Below are 18,046 nucleotides of genomic sequence, written 5' to 3'. Positions count from 1 at the left end.
CATGACTCAATTTCCCCCGTTCGATAATTTGCCGAGTGAATTGTTGGACGAGGTCGTGGAGGTTGTAGAAATCGCCTATTTCAAGGCGGGCACGATGATTTTGGAGCAGGGACAGCCTATCCATGCGTTGCCCTATATCCGCAGTGGTGCTGTTGAGGTCTATCACTCCAGTGGCGATCTCTATAATCGTCTGGAAGAGGGCGATATTTTTGGCCAGTTTGGGCTTTTGCGTCAGCGTCGGGTGCGCTTTCCGGTTAAGGCTATCGAAGATACCCTGTTGTACCGAATTCCCGAGGCCTATTTTCAGCGCCTGTGCGAGGATGACAGTTTTGCGGATTTTGTGGAGTTGTCCGGCTCGCGCTTAAAAAGCACCGTTGATCAGAGTCTGCAAGAAAATGACCTGATGACGACGCGGGTACGCAAGTTGATCAATCGCTTGCCGGTAATGGTGGAAACCACAGTCTTGATTCAGGACGTGGCCCGTGTGATGACGGAGAATGGGGTTTCTTCGGTACTGTTGATCGAGCCGGCCGAGGAAGAGAACAGCGACGGTGTTTTCAGAGATGACGAGGGCCGACTTTGGTTGTTGGCGGGTATGATCACCGATGAGGATTTGCGTGTTCAGGTGGTTGCGGGAGGAGCAAGCCCGGATCTGCCAGTAAGTCATCTCAGTTATCATCGCCTGATCACTATCCAGTTTGATGAATCCGTCAATGAAGCCATGCTGACCATGCTGCGCAATCACATTCAGCGATTGCCGGTGTTGCATCGACGTCGTCCGGTGGGTGTAGTGCATCTGTCGGATATTGTCCGTTACGAAACCAACAGCAGTCTCTATCTGGTCAGTAATATTTTCAGTCGCAGTTCTGTGCGCGACTTGTCTCGACTGGTGCCGGAGATACGCGCAGCCTTTGTGCGACTGGTGAACGCGGGATCCACTTCGCAAATGATTGGCGATGCCATGTCCAGCATTGGGCGCAGTCTGATGCGGCGTCTGATCGAGCTGGCGGAAGATGAGCTGGGCCCGCCGCCTGTGCCTTATTGTTATATGGTGCACGGTTCTCTGGCGCGACACGCCCAGTCGGTGATTACCGATCAGGACAACGCCATTGTCTTGCACGACAGTTTCGATCCTGAACAGCACGATGAATATTTCAAAACCCTGGCGCAAAAGGTCAGCGACGGTCTGGACGCCTGTGGCTATGACTATTGCAAAGGTGGAATCATGGCCACCAATGACGAGTGGCGGCAGCCGCTGTCCCAGTGGAAGCGCTATTTTGAGGAGTGGATTGCCGAACCGGATCCGCAGCGATTGCTGCACAGCTGCATCTTTTTTGATCTGGATGCCGTACACGGTGAAGAGCGTTTTGTGGAAATTCTGCAGGATCTGGTGGCAACGAAAGCTTCCAAAAGCCCCCGCTTCCTGGGCGCGATGGCTCGCAATGCCCTCAATCGTACGCCGCCATTGGGCTTCTTTCGCACTTTTGTGATGGAGACCGACGGTCGGCAACACAAGATCATTAACATCAAAAGCCGGGGCGTAGCCCCCATGACCGATGTGATCCGTGTACACGCACTGGCGGCGGGGTCGCGCGCGCAGAACAGTGTGGAGCGTTTGCGGGATATCGATCAGGCGAAAATACTGCCCGCCGGCCAGGTGGATAAATTGAGTTATGCACTGGAGTTCATCGCTCTGGTGCGCATGCGTCATCAGGCAGGCGAACTACAAAACGACCAACCGGTGGACAACGCCATCGAGCCGGAAAACATCGACAGCACCGAACGCCACAATCTGAAAGAGGCTTTTCAGGTACTGAGTAACGCCCAGAACTTTCTTGGCTTTCGTTACCCCGGCTCGGAGAAATAGATGCTTGCCAAACGGCCACAGCAAAGTGTGATTGACGAGTGGCAGCGTTATCACCAACAGCAGGCGAAAGTCTGCGTGCACCCGGCGCTAAAACACTTTTACCAAACACCCTTGCCGGATGCGGATATGCCACTTTCGGAAGTACCACTGATGGCGTTGGATTTTGAAACCACGGGGTTGGATCCCAAGCGCAATGAGATTGTCAGTATTGGTATGGTGCCTTTCACGTTACACAGTATCCGTCCGTCAGACGGTTACTATCAAGTGGTGAAGCCAACGCGGGCACTGAATGAAGAATCTATCGCCTTCCACCGTATTACTCACTCGCAGGTCGATCAGGCACCGCCGCTAGAGAAGGTCTTGGATGAACTGGTGGAACGGCTTCGTGGACACATGGTGGTGGTGCACTACCGACCGATTGAGCGGCCTTTTCTGGATTATTCCTGTCGCAGGCTGTGGCGGGAACGCTGCTTGTTTCCGCTGATTGACACCATGGCGATTGAGGCGCGGTGGGAGCGTCAAGGTTGGAAGCAGAAATTGAAACAGGCTTTTGGTGTGCAACCGGTGTCGATTCGACTGAGTGACAGTCGCGAGCGTTATGGTTTACCGGTGTATTCGTCGCATCATGCGAAGGTGGATGCCATGGCCACCGCAGAGCTGTTTTCCGCTCAGGTGGCCAGACATTATTCTCCCACAACGCCCCTGGGGCAGTTGTGGGATTAACATTACAATTGTGGGATTGACCCCGGCTAACTCGCAGGGGCCGCTGAGCGTGGTTCACTCATCAAGCCGCGGATAATGGCGTAACACCCCACCAGCAACACAATGGTGAACGGAAGCCCGGCTGAAACGGCAGCCGCTTGCAGTGCGCCCAGGCCACCACCCAGCAACAGAGCGATGGCAATGGCGCCCTCGGTCACACCCCAGAAGATGCGCTGTGGTTTGGGTGCATCAATCTTGCCGCCGGCGGTAATGGTATCAATCACCAGTGAGCCGGAATCCGAAGACGTCACAAAGAATACAATCACCAGAATGATGCCAATAAACGATGTGATCTCGGCCATCGGCAGTTGCTCCAGCATCACAAACAGCTTCAATGACAGATCCGCTGTAGCGGCACCTTCAAAGCCAGACTGCAGTTGTTTGATCGCCGTGGTACCAAACGCCGTCATCCAGAAAACGGATACGACAGACGGAATCAGCAGCACTGAGATCAGAAACTCACGCACACTGCGTCCGCGACTCACCCGTGCGATAAACATACCCACAAAAGGTGACCAGCTGATCCACCAGGCCCAGTAGAAGGTCGTCCAGCCTTGACTGAAGTTTGCGTCTTCACGACCAAAGGGGTTCGACAGGGCCGGCAGTTCGGTAAGGTAACTGCCCAAATTGCTGAAGAAGCCGGACATAATGACCCAGGTGGGGCCGACAATAACCACAAACATCAGCAGCGCGAACGCCAGCAGCATGTTGATTTCCGACAGCCGTTTCACACCTTTCTCGACACCCGCCACAATCGACACAATGGCGATCGCGCTAATACCGGCAATTAACAGAACCAGTGTGGTGTCACCGTCGCCGATACCAAACAGATGATGCAAACCGGACGCCGCTTGTTGCGCACCGATCCCCAGCGAAGTTGCGAGACCAAAGAGTGTGGCGAATACCGCGAGAATATCGATGATATGACCCGGCCAACCCCAGATTCTCTCCCCAAGGATAGGATAGAAGATAGAGCGGACTGTGAGCGGTAAGCCTTTGTTGAAGGAGAAAATCGACAGCGATAATGCCACAATCGCATAAATCGCCCAGGGGTGCAGACCCCAGTGGAAGATCGTAGCGGCCATGCCTAAATCCAGCGAGGCTTGCTCATCACCGGCTGCGCCACCCAGAGGTGCCCAATCGGTTCGCGCGCCATCTGCGCCCACAGTGACTCCGGCGTAAGAAGTGCCGTAGTGAGACAGCGGCTCGGACACTCCATAGAACACCAGCCCGATGCCCATACCGGCGGCAAACAGCATGGAAAACCAGGACAAGCGGGAGAAGTCCGGCTTGGCCTCCGCGCCGCCGATACGGATACGGCCCAGCGGTGACAGGATCAGACCCAGGCACACCAGTACGAATATGTTGGCTGAGAACAGGAAAAACCACGTTAGGTGAGTGTTGATCCAGTTTTTGCCGGCCTCAAACAAACTGGTGGATTGCTCTGGCAAGGCCAGTGACATGAATACAAAAATCATCACCACGATTGCCGAGAAAATAAACACCGCACCGTGAATATCGATGGTGATACCCATGTGCTTGGCTCGGTAATTATCCTGCCCAATCTGGTAATCGGTATCGATTAAGTTGGCTGCACCGTCCGGGGCGGGTACGCCCAGCGATTCGGATTCAGGGGAGTTGTCGGACTGTTTGTCCACGTTGTTCTCCTTGTGTGAATGTGGGTTTGTTTGTCTGAAGGTACGTTATGGGTTATGAGAAACTGTTTATGACACAGCAGTCAGCACGCGCCAGTGAAAAGACGAGTGCTGACAGTAGTGCTTGAGCTTAGAAGTAATACCCGAAATTGATGTTGTAGCGAGTGAGCCACTCGTTATCAGCGTTTGCCCCGAGGCGGTCACCGAAAGCGGCATCACCCCCGACAAACTCGTTGCCGTTGGAAAAAGCCAGATCGTTGTAGATGTACCAGCCATTGCGGGCCAGCGCCACACCGATGATAAACAGCTCACTGTCGTTGAAACCGTCTTCATCCTTCACGATGGAGCTGTATTCCATGTAAGGCACGACGTAATCGAGCCAATCAATACGGTCTGTTGTATAGGTGTAGCTGAGAGAAACCGCGGGTACCCAGGCTTCAGCGGCTGCCGTGCTGGGGAAGTCGTAAGCACCGTATTGCACCAGAGCGTCTGTTCCCAGTGGCTGATCAGAATCCACATCGTATTCGTAGCGGGTCAGCTGGGAAGCCAGTTTAAGATTGCCCCATTGATTGATCATATGAACCGAGGCGGCGTAGTGATCACCATCGGACTGTGGCCCTTCGCTTTCCAGCTGACCCATTTGAACTGAGAAACCCAAATCGGTGGAGACGCCTTCGCCTTTGCTGGCAAAGGAATAGATACCACGCAGGTTGAACTGGTTGCGTTCCTCGTAGCCGTCGCCGGACTCATTCACCACGTCGTAGGAATAGCGGGCACTGTCGCGGCTGGCGCCGGTGTATTGACCCTCATCGGAATAGTAGTAGGCGACGTCCCAGGCCCAGTTGCCGCGCTGTGTGCTGTATTTCACACCCAGATCCATATCATCCGACAGGCCCAGGTAGTAGTGCTGATCGAATAGCCAGCTCTGGGATACGCCATAGGCGCCAGGACCAAAAGGCACACGGTTCACGCCCACTTGCATTTGGCTGTCTTCGTCAAAGTTGTAACCCAGCCAGGCGGTATGCAGAAAGTTGTAGCCGTTGTACCAGCGGTACTCAAATTTACCGGTGACCGGCCCGTTGCTGTAATCCAGATTGACACGAAAGGTATCCAGACTGACGTTGCCGTCATCCTCCCAGGCTCGGCTGGCTGCACCGCTGCTTGAGGATGGATAGTCACCCACTGTGTAGTTGGCGCGAATCGCACCGCCCACTCTCAAATTGCCGATCTGAATAGGAGAATCCGCTTTGGTGAGTTTCACATTGGTTTCTGTGAGTTCTTTGTTTTCAGCCTGAACCGTTTTTAACTCGGTATTGGCAGCGTCTAATTCAGCTTTCAGTTTTTGAATGCGCTGTTGCAACTCGGCTTCGCTGGCTGCAAAAGCGGGAAGAGAAGCGCACAGTAAAAGGGGGGGCAAAAAAGATAGCAATGGGCGACGTACCCACCCATGGATTGGTGTTGTCATTGTTATTCTCCCTGAGGGAATAGACGGGGAATTGAAAGGGTTTAGTTAAATTCATACGACAGTATGGTCGAAAAGGTTCAAATTTTCCAATTTGTGCGGAGTTTGACAGTGCGGGAAATACTGTGTTTCAAGAGAGATTTCGGTATCCAAATGTAAAACAAAACCGTAACTTTCTATTAAATGTGTTTAGAGTAACTGTTTTATTAGTTTAAAAATTAGCCACTAAAAAAACGGGGCCCTGGAAAATAAAATTGGAAAGATTCAGGTTTTCTGATGCTTACTCATTGTCAATTCTTTGGCGTTTGCTTGGTTGTACAAATAAGAAACTCTCTGGAAACTTTGATTAAATAGCGTCGTATATGTGTAGCATTCATTCAATTTAGACTTGTTGGTGATTTAAACTGTAGTGAGTAGTGAGTAGTGAGTAGTGAGTAGTGAGCGGTGGGTGGCCAGTGGCAAGGTCCATCCTATCCCCGCTGTTTATGAACTGGGTAAACTTGGGTAAGATCCCGTCCGAAACATCAATCTGCCTTGGCAAACCTCAGCTTTTGGTGACTTGAGGTTTTTAACAGGACGCTCCAGGAAAGGAATCGTAAAGCTATGATGAAGTGGTTGTTAATTCTGGCCGGTATCGCGTGTGTGCCGTTTATAGTCGGCATGGTTGCTTTTGGTGTCTTCAATTCTCCTAAAATGAATGGTGTTAAAGCTTTCGATCAGTCCGTCAGTAAGCAGTATTACCACGATGACGAAAACGTCTACTTCGTACGGGGCAGCAACTTTTTCGAGCTAGGTAAGCAGCACATGGAATCTGCTGAACTCAACAGTTTTACCGTGTTGTCCAACTCGTATGCCAAAGATAATCAACAGGTATTTTTTTCCGGAGAGGTGATTCCCGGAGCTGATCCCCATGCTTTTCAGTTGTTGCTGCCCAGTGGTGTGGATAGCAGTACACAGAATGAATCGTTTTATTCTCGAGATGATCAGCAGGTCTTTTTCTTCAGTCAGTTAATGGAGACGGCAGACCCCGCCAGTTATACCAATATTGGTGGTGGTTACGCGGTTGATAAGCAACAGTTTTATTACGACGGCAAGCCGATGTCAGTCGACGCTGCGAACTATAAATATTTAGGGGCGGAAGACGGTTATGCCTATCTGGCCATTAATGAGCGCGTGTATTTTCAAGGTGACCTACTGGCAGGTGCCGTGCCTTCCGGTTTTACTTTATTGGCTAAGGGTTTTGTCAAAGACAGCTCTCATGTGTTTTATCGTGGCGATCTGGTCAAGGGTGCTGACGTCGCCAGTTTTGAAATCGTTAACGAAGTCATTCAGAAAGATCATCAACGCATGTTCTATCAAGCCGAACCACTACCCTTTGGTGATCCTGCAACGGCCAAGGACGTAAATGGATATTTCTGGAAAGATAAAGACAGTGTCTATGAAGTCGATACACGTTTGCTGGATGTGAACCCGAATTGGTTTAGCAAAATCGATGCAGAAGACTTTGGCGCGTACAAGTATCAGGAAGTGAAAATCGATGAGCACAACTCTCGCTATATAAAACGCAGCAAGCTGGATTGGTTGAGTGATGGTTATTTCACCTACGAGGGAGCTGTGTATCATCATGCCCAAGGGCGTCTGGATGTAGGCTCAGTCGTGGATGTGCGAAGTTTCGACGATGCCTTTGCCGGTTGGTACATCGTCATTAACGATAAAGCCTTCTACGGTAACACCGTAATTGAGGGCGCGGACGCCAGCCACTTTAAGCCGCTCAGACAAAACTTTTCCACAGACGGTCAGACCCTCTTTTGGAACGTGCATCCCGTGATTGATGCAAACCCCGACGAATTCAAGGTGGATGAAGCAGGTTTTCCTGAGCAGGGCGAGGATGGCCGATATTATCTGAAGAAAACATGATGCAATGGCTTTGGCCGAGTTGTTATTTTTGATGCACTAACTCAAGCGCTTTCTCGCACTGGCCCTCTTGCGCCATCGCCCGGTCGATCAGGCCTGTGTAGAGAAAAGACATGCCGCCCGTTAAGAATGCGGCGCCGCCACTCAGTAACAACCCTTTTTGATTAAGACCGATGCTTGGCTCTTTCAATGTGCCGCTAAGTTTCACAAACGGTGTAACAAGCATATCTGCGCTGACGCCAACGCCTTTGCGGGGCTTGGTGTTGAATTCAATATTGAGTGTTTCATCGTTAAGGTCCACTTGGCCGCCGCCGACCACCATCAGCTTTTCGCTTTGCAGCAAAAATCCACTGATGTCGCCCTTACCCGAGGAAAAATCGATCGCAAACACACTGCACTCCCAATTGGTGAACTCATCGTCCTTGGCAAATGGATTCAGCGTATTGAACAGCTGATTCAAAATGTCACCGGAGAATTTGTCGATCATTTTGTTGCTAACAATCCCCGGGCCCTGGCTAGCAATGAGTTTGCCATCAAGACTGGATGCGAGTGCTCTGGGGGTCGTTCCCGTCGCCTGTAAATCCACTTCGATTTTGGTGACAGGGATTTGGTCTTTGGGGACTGATCCTTCAGACAGCAGGTCGGACTGGAAATCACTGACCAGACCCTGAATGTCGAGTGTTGCCCTGTTGCCTTCCTGCTGTAGCTGTAATTGATAATTAACTTTACCTGCTATTGAACCTTCAAAGCTGTTGCCCAGAATAAGCTGGTTCTGACGGTTTTGGATGTTCAGCTGTACGTTCTCGACTTCCGTATCGGGCAGTATCAGTCGACCGATCTGAATTTGTGCGTCCAGTTGCAGCCCTGGTCGCTGCTTTAACGGTAAAGGTGTGTCATCAAAAACATAGCGAGACGATGGTTTTCCTGTGGTCTTAGTGGTCGCGGTGGTGGTCCTAGTGGTTGGGTTTTCGGCCATAAACGGCGTCACATCCAGCCGATCCGAACGGGCTTGCAGCGTGATCTCGGGTTGATCGCCCTGATGAATCAATGCGTTTCCAGTGATGGTGTTGTCATCGATGTTAACGGTGAATGATTTCAGATCCAGCTCAGAGGTCGTCGCGACCAGCTGAGTTTTTAACCGGAAGGGCAATTCGGGTAGATCGGTTTTCAGGTAAGAGAGTTTACCTCCAGATGCTTCCACGCTCAGTTCTGCCTGGGCGTTGGCGGAGTCAATGTGGCCATCTACGCGCAGTTCCAGGCCGCTCAGACTGGCGACGACGTCATTCAGAAGCAGATTGCCATCGCTGACGGCAACATTGCCTTTTAGCTTGAGGTCTTCGGCGGGTAAGTCCTCGATCTCCAGCCAGTGACCGATCTTGTCGAGGGTGCTGATGGAGGCGTCGAGATCCACAGACTGGTCACGATATACGTATTGAGAGGTCAGGGAGAATTCGTCCGCCTTGGCGTTAACCACAACATGATTTCCCACCACTTTGGCGTTGAAGTCGACAGGTGTTTCGGCGAACTGGCCGCTGGCCTCTGCTTGCCAGTCGGAGGTGGTGCCTGAAATGGTCAGATGGTCGAGCCGGGCTTCGACATCATCATCCCCAGGCTTGCGCAGCAGCACCTGTACGTTGTTGACAGAGGCCGACTGGATTTCAACAGGCAGTGACAGTTCCACGGATTGTGGTTCCGGTGAGGGCTCATCGGTTTGTGAGCCCATAGCCCAGTTGGATTCGTCCGAGGCATTGCTTTCGTGGAGGATGTTGACGTTATCAACCTCAATTGTTCGCACCACGATTGGTGGCGAAACAAGGGACCAGAGATCAACTTCCACATAAGCTTTTTCTGCCGTTAGCATAGACGGCTGGGAGCCCCAGTCAGGACTGCTGAGACTGACCTGTTCTAACAGCAGCGTGGGCGTGGGCAACCCTTTGAAAAAGAAGTCACCGTCGATGCGAAATTGCCTGCCAGTGGACTCCGTGACGACGGCTTCAATTTTGGGTTTGAGAAAGCGAAAATCCGAAAACCAGAGGCACAATCCGACTACCACAATCAGCGTGCAGAGGGTCGCCAGCAGGATCAACAGGGTTCTTCGGAGTGACATACAACACCATCGTGGTTGGAATAGATTTCAGTATAGTCGGATCAATCGCTATCGCCTGTTTAGGCACGGTTTGAAGATGTCGTTATGCCCGTAAAGCTGTACTCTATGGTTTAGTGTATTTAGACAGGATCGTTGACGACACGATCAACAGACATTTTCTGCTGGAGTAATGTGTATATGGTTGATATGACAGCTGTTAAAAAACTGCTGAGTTTAACGTTGCTTATGACAAGCGCCTTTTTTATTGGGTGTGCTTCTAAACCGGTAACGCAGTTATCGACGGGAGATTCGTTGGATTTAACAGGAATAAAGGATCAGAACGACAATCCGTTTACCCATCAGGACACCATGAAAACCCTGTTGTTCGTAAGCGGCATGGAGGCTAAAGAACGGGTCTATGAAAGTTTCGAAGGCATCGACACCGCCTGTCTGAATAGCGGTAAACTGGTGTATCTGGCGAATATCAGCGGTATGCCCAGTATCATCAGTCAACTGGTCGCAGTTCCCAAGCTGCGTGATTATGCCTACCCAATCTGGTTGGATTGGGAGGGTGACGCTACGGCTGCTCTTCCGGTACGTGACGATCAGGTAACGGTGCTCAGCCTGGACGGTCAAGTGATAACCTCGACGGAGTTTGTTGAGGATTCCGAAACCTTGTCTCAGCATCTGATTGACCTTTGTGGGCCTGGGGATGGGAAGAGTTCGCAATCCAGCGAACGTTCCAACCTGCGTTTTTAACTGCCAACCTGCGTTTTTAACTGGGGGAATAGCAGCTATAGTGTAGCTGATGCTCTCTGTATAAGAAGCGTGTTTACGAAGATCAAATATCAATAAAAATAATAGATTGGCCGTTCCCGGTCTGGGTAGGAGGAACTTGTGATATTACTGATTTTGGGGGTTCTGCTCTGGTCTTTATCCCATCTGTCATTAGCCCTAATGCCGCAGTTTAAAGTTGCGGTTGTCAACAAAGTGGGACTGCTGCCCTGGAAAGGCCTGTTTTCTCTGGTGGTTTTGTTGTCATTGATGATGATTATCTTTGGCTGGAAAGCAACCATACCCTCAATAATTTTGGTGCCGCCGACAGGTGTGCGTCATTTAACCATGGCTCTGGTACCCATTGCTTTTGTATTCTTTTTTGCAGCACGACTGCCCACGGATATAAAACGTGTTATTCGTCACCCGCAGTTAACCGGGGTTAAACTCTGGGCGATTGCGCACTTGTTGAGTAATGGCGACACTCGGTCAATGATTCTGTTTGGTAGCCTGCTGATTTGGGCGGTACTGGAAGTCATCTTTATCAATCGCCGTGACGGGAGAGAATGGACACGACCTGAACCCGTTGGTTGGTTCAAGTCTATTGTCAGTACGATCGTTGCGCTTGTGATCGCAGGGGGAGTGGTTCACTTCCACCAGTATTTATCGGGCGTTCGTCTGATGGGCTAAACCGATTAAGAATACACGTTGAAAATATTAAAGCACTTATTGTTCATGCTCAGGAGAATTGACTATGCCTTTATCACTGCACGCTGCTTTTGTGCCTTCCTGTTTGCAATTACTGGGTTCCATGAAACACCTTCTCAAGAAGGCCGAGGACTTTTGTCGAGACAATGATATTTCAGAGGAGACTCTGCTTCATGAGAGTCTGGCCGATGACATGCTGCCTTTTGCCTATCAGATTAAATCAACTGCGGTACATTCTGCAGTCGCTATCCAAAGTTTGTCTAAAGGTGTTTTTTCACCAGATTTAAATCCACCGCCCGAAGATTTTTCTGGACTGCACCAATGCATTGATCAGGCGGTTGAGTTTTTAGAAACTGTGGATGAAGAAACTTTGGAGACGGCTATTGGTCAGCCGATGATGTTCAAAATGGGTGACTTTGAACTGAAGTTTACCGCAGACAATTTTCTGTTGTCGTTTTCTCAGCCGAATTTTTATTTTCACGCATCCACTGCCTACGATATCTTGCGTGCAAAAGGCGTGAAAATTGGTAAGGCAGATTATATGGGCAGGATGCGAAAACTCTAAGCATCTGCTTGACCGGTCATGGTGTTAACCGTTTTTATCGATGTTTGGTTTTCTGGGAGGACGATTTTTTCGTTTATTACCAAAGCAGACTCGTTTGTATGCCTCTGACATCACAAGTCGATTAGTCTCTGCAGTTCTGTAGCCTCTATAATCAGCAATCCCAATATTCAATAGTCCCAATAATCAATAAACTCCATAATTATTGATTGGTCAGGCCACAAAGTGATATTCAGAGGCGAATAGAATAACAATGACGAATACAGAGACGACCATTAAGCCGGTAGCGGTTATCACTGGTGGTGCGGGTGGCATGGGGTTGGCCACGGCCAAGATCATGGGCACTGACCATCACGTTATTATTTGCGATGTTAATCAACAGAGACTAGACAGTGCCGTTAAGACCTTGCAAGAGCTGGGTGTCAGTTGTGAATCGGTTATCTGTGACATCACTGATGAACAGGCGGTAGATGCTCTGGCGGCTCACGCCGCTGATGTGGGTCAAGTGAAAGCCGTCATTCACACAGCGGGTTTGAGCCCGCAAATGGGCGATCCCAATATCATCATGAAAGTAAACGCCCTGGGTACGATCAACATCAGTAATGCTTTTTACAACGTTGCCAAAGAAGGCTTTGCTTTGGTGAATGTCTCTTCCAATTCTGCGCATTTGGTGCCTGCTATGATGGTGCCGACACGAAGTTACCGCCATGCGAGAACGAATCGGGAGGCCTTTGTGAAAAAGGCACTGTTTCCCTGCAAACTGTTGCCGAAAAAACATCGTTCTGGTCTGGCGTACTGCATCAGCAAACACTTTGTGGCCTGGTACAGCAAGACCGAAGCCTCACGGTTTGGTGCAAAGGGCGCTCGCGTCGTGTCGGTATCCCCCGGTTTGTTTGATACCGAAATGGGGCGTTTGGAAGAAGATCACGGCGGCGCGGCATTGGTCGATATGTCGGCTTTAAAACGTTTTGGAAAACCGGAAGAGATCGCTGAAGTTCTGGCCTTTTGCGCCAGTTCGAAAGCGGGCTTCCTGACTGGCGTGGATGTTTTGTGTGATGGTGGGGTGGCCGCGTCCAAGTTGTGATATTTATCTAATCTATTCCGGATCAAACACACTCAACTTTAAATTTTCTGATATCGCTTGCAGGGCTTTCATGGCCCGCACGCTATTGCCAGCGGGTGACAAACGGGGTGAGTAACCCACCAGCGCCATCTTGCCGGGGGCAATCGCGACGATTCCACCGCCGACACCACTTTTCGCCGGTAGACCCGCGGTATAGGCCCACCAGCCGGATTCGTTGTAAAAACCGTTCATCGTCATCAGCGCCAACACTTTCTCAACCTGATCTGCTGCCAGTACGTTTTCACCGGTGATCGGATTGGTGCCGGCATTGGCAAGCGTCGCCCCCATGGTGGCCAGTTGTCTTGCGGTTACCGCGACACAGCTCTGCTTGTTATACACATCCAGAGTCTCCTCCGGGGATGCCCCGAGCATCTGACTGTTTTGCAACAGGTTGGCGATGGCGCGGTTGTGATAATTGCTTTTGCCTACCGACTCATAGACGTCTTGCATCAATGGCAGCGGTTCACCGGCAAAGCGTTGATACATATCGCGGACTTGCTGCCAGCGTTGTTCGCCGCTGTTGGCCTTTAACAGACTGACAGCAGTGATGGCTCCTGCGTTGACCAGTGGATTGATTGTATTGGGGGCGTCCGGTTCGATACCGCTCAGGGAGTTAAAGGGCAGGCCGGTAGGTTCCACACCAATCTTCTGCAGAACAAAGTCAGGACTGGTTTGGGTGAGTAGCAGGGCCAGGGTGAAAGGTTTGGCCGCACTCATAATCGCGAACGCCTGATTCGCATCGCCTTTGGTAAACACCTGACCATCGACGGTAATGATGGCCAACCCGAAGTGATCCGGATCGGCCTCAGCCAATGCGGGAATATACTGGGCGGTTTCTCCGTCTTTCAGATTCTTGAAACGTTCATAAGCCGAATCCAAAGCCGCCTGGATGTCGTCTGTATTCTGAATCTGAGAGCTCTGAATTTGAGAATTCTGGATTTGAGAACTTTGGTTTGAAGAGTTCTGGTTTGAAGAGTTCTGGGATGACGTGTTCTGGTCAGAAGCTGCCCTGGCAAAGCTGGCCTGAAAAACCCCCAGAGCCAGCAGAGCGACGCACAGAATAGAAACTTTGTGCAAATACCTGCTCATGGCGCAACTTCCGGTGGCTTGCGTCCCAGAGTGGCCTGTTCAAATCCGTAGGCCATCTCAATCAGCTTGCCCTCGCTACAGGCGGTGCCGACAAATGTCACGCCAAAGGGGATGGGCTTGGGATCAAAGCCTTCCGGCAGTGGTGGGTCGAGTGTGTTAGGTACTTCGGAGAAGGGCACTGCGATCACAGGGTAACCGGCCTTGTTGATGATGTTTTCACCGTACCACGCGGGAAACATCAGAGCGTCCAATTGATGTTCTTTCATTGCGGCATCGATCCCCAATGTGCGAGTCAGTAAAATATCTTTTTCACGATCGGCGTTATAGCGTTCACGATCATCGTACACATCCATCTGATCAGAAATGTCCAGTTCAGCTTGATCGTACTTGATGGCGTTCTCTTCACGGTGCGCTTCGTTAAATTCACGCAGCGCGGTTAAGGACTCGACAGGAGCGCTGTCGCCGAGACTATCAAGCCATTTATTGAAATCCCGCTTCATGCCGTATTTCATAACGACGGAGCAGTTTGTGTCTCCCCCTTTACCTTGTGGAGTGTCGTAACAGTTGCCAAACAGCAATTGATTTGCATCGGGATCTCCGCTGGTCACACTGGGAATATTGGCCGGATCCACCACGGTGGCACCTGCCACTTTTAAGGCGGCGATGGCGTTTTTCATGACTTCGGCCTGAGCTTCTGTGAGACCTCCGCGGGGTTTGTTTTCACCGGGTGGTGTGAACGCTTCATAGTAAAAAGCTCGTGGGATGCCGATACGAACACCTTGCAGCCCATCCTTCAGGAAGTGTTCACTGTAGCCGTCGTCACCGGGGGGCGGGCAAACGCCGGTATCCGGATCATTACTGTCGTCGCTTTCCATCGCAGCCAGTAAGGTGGCTGCATCGGCTACGGTCTTGGCCATAGCTCCGGCGGTATCCTGATCAGCTGTAATGGGGATGATGCCGTATCTGCTCACACGACCCACGGTCGGTTTAATGCCCACAAGGCGAGTATTATTTGATGGGATTTCCAACGACCCCGACGTTTCTGTGCCGACATTGGCGGCCCACAAGTTGGCTGCGGTTCCAATGCCCGAGCTGGAGCCACCGGTGTCCAGCACGCCGCGACCGTCATTAAAACCCTCGCGAGGGTCCATGCGCGGATCATAGGGATTGTAGCCATAACCGTTCACCGCGTTGTAGTTGTTGGGCATTCCAGTGGCGACCCAGTTAGCCAGTTCGGTGAGCGTGGTTTTGGCTATGATGATGGCCCCGGCTTCACGCAGGTTATCCACCAGTGTGGCTTCGTAGGGCGGTGTAAAATCCTCAAACGCCAGAGCGCCTCCGGTGGTAGGCATATCGGTGGTGTGTATATTGTCTTTCAGGGCGATGGGGATACCGTGCAGTGGACCTCTGACGTTGCCATTGGCCCGTTCCTGATCCAGCTTGCGCGCCTGTGCCAGTGCATCATCGGCAATGGTGATGGCGGCGCCCAGAAGTGGGTTGTACTGCTCGATACGGGTCAGATATTGCTGAACGATAGCTTCCGAGGTGGTTCGTCCCTCGTCCATAGCGGCTTGCATATCGCTGAAGCTGGCTTCAACGACGCTAAAAGTTTCAGCGCTAGCGGGCAGGGTGGACGGTGCCTGTTCCTTTGATTCGGCAGAAGCACTCTGCTCCGGTGTTATGATTTCATCCTGCGGCGCTGGTACTTCTTCTTTGCTACATCCTGACAGCCCTATCATGGCTGCCATTACCAGTACCGATAATGTCTTGCGCTGCATGTTGCTCTCCCTTTTTTAAACTGACTGGTTTTAAGCTAACTGGCTTTAAACTGCCTGGTTTTAAGCTGACTGGTTTTAACAACAAGCTAGTTTTAGAAGCTGGCTGAGAATTTGTGTTTGAAGGTCAGCTGCGTGCGGAAATCTTCGCCGACATTGCCGCCCACATCTTTGTGCTCTCCATAGAGTGCTTCAAGGCCAATCAGGAACTCGGGATAAGGGGTGTAGAGTACGTTGACACTGGCGTAGGTGCCTTTATCGAATTCTTCGTCGGCTTGTTGATTGCGAACATCGGCGTCATTGATGGACACACCAATGGATGAGCTCCAGCGGTTGGACCAGTAGCGGTCGTAGTACAGGGTGGTGCCCAGTACGGGAACCGCCTCGATGGTGTTATCACCAGGAGCCAGGTTTACACCGCCATCGTTCATAAAGCTGGCGATACCTTCACCGTAGACGACCCCAAACTTCAATTGATCTTGTCCTACGGTATTGATGGAACCGGTCAGGTTAACGCCCCAGCCGGTTTCTTCGGTCCTGGGGTGATTGTCTGGCAGACAAGTAGACGGATCACCGGGACAGGTCGTTTCAAATTCCAGTTTGCGCAAGACACCGGCCAGTTGCCAGTGGCCCCAGTCGTGTTCACTGCGATAGTGCGAGGTTAAGTCTGGGTATTCCGTGCGAACGCTGGCTCGCTCATCAATAACCGGCGATAGCTGACCAAAAATACCGGTGTTGAAACTGCCATTGGGTTTTTCCAGGGCGACAGCAATCTCGTTATTGTCACCGAACCAGGTGTAGCGAATCTGAGGGTTACGGTTAAAGACCATGCCCGATGGTCCCCACCAGTCGATGACGTTGGGGAAGATAGAGATGTCCATAAAAGTGGAGTTGGTTTGACCAAAACCCAGTCCGCCGATTTCTACCCAGGCGTGACGCAGATTAAAGGTGGTGTCACCAGTGTTGTTTCCCGTGCCAAACATATCGAATTCAAACCAGCCTTTGACTTCACCCATCGGTGTCTCGGTGGATCCTCGCAACCCCATTTGACTCTGACGCACACTCAGCAAGCTTGATCCATCCTGTCCGTATCGACCGTCATTGGTTGGAATAGTAGAAGGGCGCAGGGTCGCCTCGTAATCTGGATCGACGCGGTTGAAATCGTGAATCATATCCAGTTGCAAGTGCCCATAAGCGGTAACGGACGTGCGTGGCTTTTCAATCGCTATCTGCTGTGTTGTGGCTTGCGTAGAGGCTGTTGATGATCGAGTTGGTATCTGGCTGGAATCGGATTGAACCAGTGCAGGCTGTCCGCCCTTGAGACGTTTAATTTCCTGCTGCATTTGATTTAACATCTGCTGCTGCTGTTGCATGAGCGCTTGTTGTTGCTGAAGTTGTTTCTCCAGTGCCTGGATACGAGCGCTGTCGTCAGCCAAACTTGGTATGGATAAAGGTAGCGCTAGAAGAAGTAATGGCCGGTACAGGTTGGCTGGCAACGACATGTTGAATGACTCCGTTCTTAAATAATGTATTTTTAATTAAGATTTTATTCAATAAAACATATGGGATCCGTCTCGGTCACAAAGAGTATAGAAGAAGTTATTAGACTTTCCGGTTTTAGCACAATGCTGGCGAAAATTTGGTTGAAAATGAGCCATGCACAACAAGAAAAATGAATTAAATGTCATGCAGTGTGAAATCAGTTTGTGATTCATTCACTGATTCGTTGCACAGTAGAAGAAGGAGGGAAGTTATGAGTAACTTAAAGATTACTGAAGGTGATATTACAAAACTGAATATTGGTGCTATCGTCAATGCAGCGAATACCAGCCTTTTGGGTGGTGGCGGAGTGGATGGTGCCATTCATCGGGCGGCAGGTCCGGAGTTGTTGGAAGAATGTAAAACCCTGGGCGGTTGTGAAACTGGACAGGCAAAAATTACCAAAGGCTACCAATTGCCAGCCCGATTTATCATTCACACGGTTGGCCCCGTCTGGAATGGTGGTGACTATAACGAAGAATCGCTACTGGCGTCCTGTTATCGAGAATCACTGAAACTGGCTGAAGCACATAACATTAGATCCATTGCCTTTCCTGCGATCAGTTGCGGCGTCTATCGATTTCCGATTGATCGTGCCTGCGAAATTGCCGTTGATACTGTTAGAGAGTGTTTGGCAGAGGGTGATTCATTAAATGAAGTTATATTTGTGTGTTTTGGTGCCGATATTAAAGCCTGCTATGACGCAATTTTGCGTTAGCCCGATCGCATA

The 18,046-nt window shown here is 50.8% G+C and carries 14 protein-coding genes; 8 read left to right on the top strand and 6 right to left on the bottom strand.

The annotated features are described in order from the left end of the window. Together ACTG33_RS03700 and ACTG33_RS03695 are read left to right on the top strand one after the other, a co-directional pair. A partial coding sequence (locus ACTG33_RS03700; protein WP_439133836.1) for a DUF294 nucleotidyltransferase-like domain-containing protein occupies positions 1 to 1,867 on the top strand: 1,867 nt, incomplete at its 5' end. After that, complete coding sequence (locus tag ACTG33_RS03695) at positions 1,868 to 2,590, top strand: 3'-5' exonuclease (protein ID WP_439133835.1); 723 nt, start codon at positions 1,868 to 1,870, stop codon at positions 2,588 to 2,590. 26 nt (positions 2,591 to 2,616) lie between these two features. On the opposite strand, the gene ACTG33_RS03690 is transcribed toward ACTG33_RS03695, so the two are convergent. Together ACTG33_RS03690 and ACTG33_RS03685 are read right to left on the bottom strand one after the other, a co-directional pair. Next, positions 2,617 to 4,287, bottom strand: a complete 1,671-nt coding sequence (locus ACTG33_RS03690; protein WP_439133834.1) for a BCCT family transporter — start codon at positions 4,285 to 4,287, stop codon at positions 2,617 to 2,619. 127 nt (positions 4,288 to 4,414) lie between these two features. Beyond that, positions 4,415 to 5,749 (bottom strand): hypothetical protein, encoded by a 1,335-nt coding sequence (locus tag ACTG33_RS03685; RefSeq protein ID WP_439133833.1) that lies wholly within the window; start codon positions 5,747 to 5,749, stop codon positions 4,415 to 4,417. A 600-nt stretch (positions 5,750 to 6,349) separates the two neighbouring features. Here ACTG33_RS03685 and ACTG33_RS03680 point away from each other — a divergent pair. Next, a complete protein-coding gene (locus ACTG33_RS03680; protein WP_439133832.1) occupies positions 6,350 to 7,663 on the top strand; it encodes a DKNYY domain-containing protein in 1,314 nt (437 codons plus the stop codon). Positions 7,664 to 7,685: 22 nt separating this feature from the next. On the opposite strand, the gene ACTG33_RS03675 is transcribed toward ACTG33_RS03680, so the two are convergent. After that, positions 7,686 to 9,767 (bottom strand): AsmA family protein, encoded by a 2,082-nt coding sequence (locus ACTG33_RS03675; RefSeq protein ID WP_439133831.1) that lies wholly within the window; start codon positions 9,765 to 9,767, stop codon positions 7,686 to 7,688. Positions 9,768 to 10,058: 291 nt separating this feature from the next. Here ACTG33_RS03675 and ACTG33_RS03670 point away from each other — a divergent pair, with 291 nt between their 5' ends. The 4 genes from ACTG33_RS03670 (at position 10,059) to ACTG33_RS03655 (ending at position 12,874) form a co-directional block, all read left to right on the top strand. Next, entirely contained in the window at positions 10,059 to 10,505 is a 447-nt protein-coding gene (locus ACTG33_RS03670; RefSeq protein WP_439133830.1) for a hypothetical protein, read from the top strand. Between the two features lie 138 nt (positions 10,506 to 10,643). Next, a complete protein-coding gene (locus ACTG33_RS03665) occupies positions 10,644 to 11,210 on the top strand; it encodes an NnrU family protein (protein WP_439133829.1) in 567 nt (188 codons plus the stop codon). 64 nt (positions 11,211 to 11,274) lie between these two features. Beyond that, the gene (locus ACTG33_RS03660) at positions 11,275 to 11,793 is read left to right on the top strand and encodes a DUF1993 domain-containing protein (protein ID WP_439133828.1); all 519 of its coding nucleotides are present in this window, start codon (positions 11,275 to 11,277) and stop codon (positions 11,791 to 11,793) included. A 250-nt stretch (positions 11,794 to 12,043) separates the two neighbouring features. Further along, positions 12,044 to 12,874, top strand: a complete 831-nt coding sequence (locus ACTG33_RS03655) for an SDR family oxidoreductase (protein WP_439133827.1) — start codon at positions 12,044 to 12,046, stop codon at positions 12,872 to 12,874. 12 nt (positions 12,875 to 12,886) lie between these two features. On the opposite strand, the gene glsA is transcribed toward ACTG33_RS03655, so the two are convergent. The 3 genes from glsA to ACTG33_RS03640 all read right to left on the bottom strand — a co-directional run bounded on the left by glsA (position 12,887) and on the right by ACTG33_RS03640 (position 17,279). Then, entirely contained in the window at positions 12,887 to 14,002 is a 1,116-nt protein-coding gene (gene glsA, locus ACTG33_RS03650) for a glutaminase A (RefSeq protein WP_439133826.1), read from the bottom strand. Further along, positions 13,999 to 15,780, bottom strand: coding sequence for an amidase family protein (locus ACTG33_RS03645; RefSeq protein ID WP_439133825.1), 1,782 nt, complete (start codon positions 15,778 to 15,780; stop codon positions 13,999 to 14,001). Before ACTG33_RS03645 ends, glsA begins: the two co-directional genes overlap by 4 nt. A 92-nt stretch (positions 15,781 to 15,872) precedes the next feature. Continuing rightward, entirely contained in the window at positions 15,873 to 17,279 is a 1,407-nt protein-coding gene (locus ACTG33_RS03640) for a DcaP family trimeric outer membrane transporter (protein ID WP_439133824.1), read from the bottom strand. Positions 17,280 to 17,530: 251 nt separating this feature from the next. Between ACTG33_RS03640 and ACTG33_RS03635 the strand changes: the two genes are divergently transcribed. Then, complete coding sequence (locus ACTG33_RS03635; RefSeq protein WP_439133823.1) at positions 17,531 to 18,034, top strand: O-acetyl-ADP-ribose deacetylase; 504 nt, start codon at positions 17,531 to 17,533, stop codon at positions 18,032 to 18,034. Positions 18,035 to 18,046 lie beyond the last annotated feature (12 nt).

This window comes from Pseudomaricurvus sp. (assembly GCF_965662505.1).
Lineage (GTDB): Bacteria > Pseudomonadota > Gammaproteobacteria > Pseudomonadales > Cellvibrionaceae > Pseudomaricurvus.
Note: the sequence above shows the minus strand (reverse complement) of the source record. Positions and strands in the feature narration are given on the sequence as shown.

What these genes read in the sequence shown, in the direction of transcription:
- ACTG33_RS03685 (WP_439133833.1), bottom strand. Translation starts at nt 5,749, where the DNA reads ATGACAACACCAATCCATGGGTGGGTACGTCGCCCATTGCTATCTTTT.
- ACTG33_RS03695 (WP_439133835.1), top strand. Translation starts at nt 1,868, where the DNA reads ATGCTTGCCAAACGGCCACAGCAAAGTGTGATTGACGAGTGGCAGCGT.
- ACTG33_RS03675 (WP_439133831.1), bottom strand. Translation starts at nt 9,767, where the DNA reads ATGTCACTCCGAAGAACCCTGTTGATCCTGCTGGCGACCCTCTGCACG.
- ACTG33_RS03655 (WP_439133827.1), top strand. Translation starts at nt 12,044, where the DNA reads ATGACGAATACAGAGACGACCATTAAGCCGGTAGCGGTTATCACTGGT.
- ACTG33_RS03635 (WP_439133823.1), top strand. Translation starts at nt 17,531, where the DNA reads ATGAGTAACTTAAAGATTACTGAAGGTGATATTACAAAACTGAATATT.
- glsA (WP_439133826.1), bottom strand. Translation starts at nt 14,002, where the DNA reads ATGAGCAGGTATTTGCACAAAGTTTCTATTCTGTGCGTCGCTCTGCTG.
- ACTG33_RS03640 (WP_439133824.1), bottom strand. Translation starts at nt 17,279, where the DNA reads ATGTCGTTGCCAGCCAACCTGTACCGGCCATTACTTCTTCTAGCGCTA.
- ACTG33_RS03660 (WP_439133828.1), top strand. Translation starts at nt 11,275, where the DNA reads ATGCCTTTATCACTGCACGCTGCTTTTGTGCCTTCCTGTTTGCAATTA.
- ACTG33_RS03680 (WP_439133832.1), top strand. Translation starts at nt 6,350, where the DNA reads ATGATGAAGTGGTTGTTAATTCTGGCCGGTATCGCGTGTGTGCCGTTT.
- ACTG33_RS03645 (WP_439133825.1), bottom strand. Translation starts at nt 15,780, where the DNA reads ATGCAGCGCAAGACATTATCGGTACTGGTAATGGCAGCCATGATAGGG.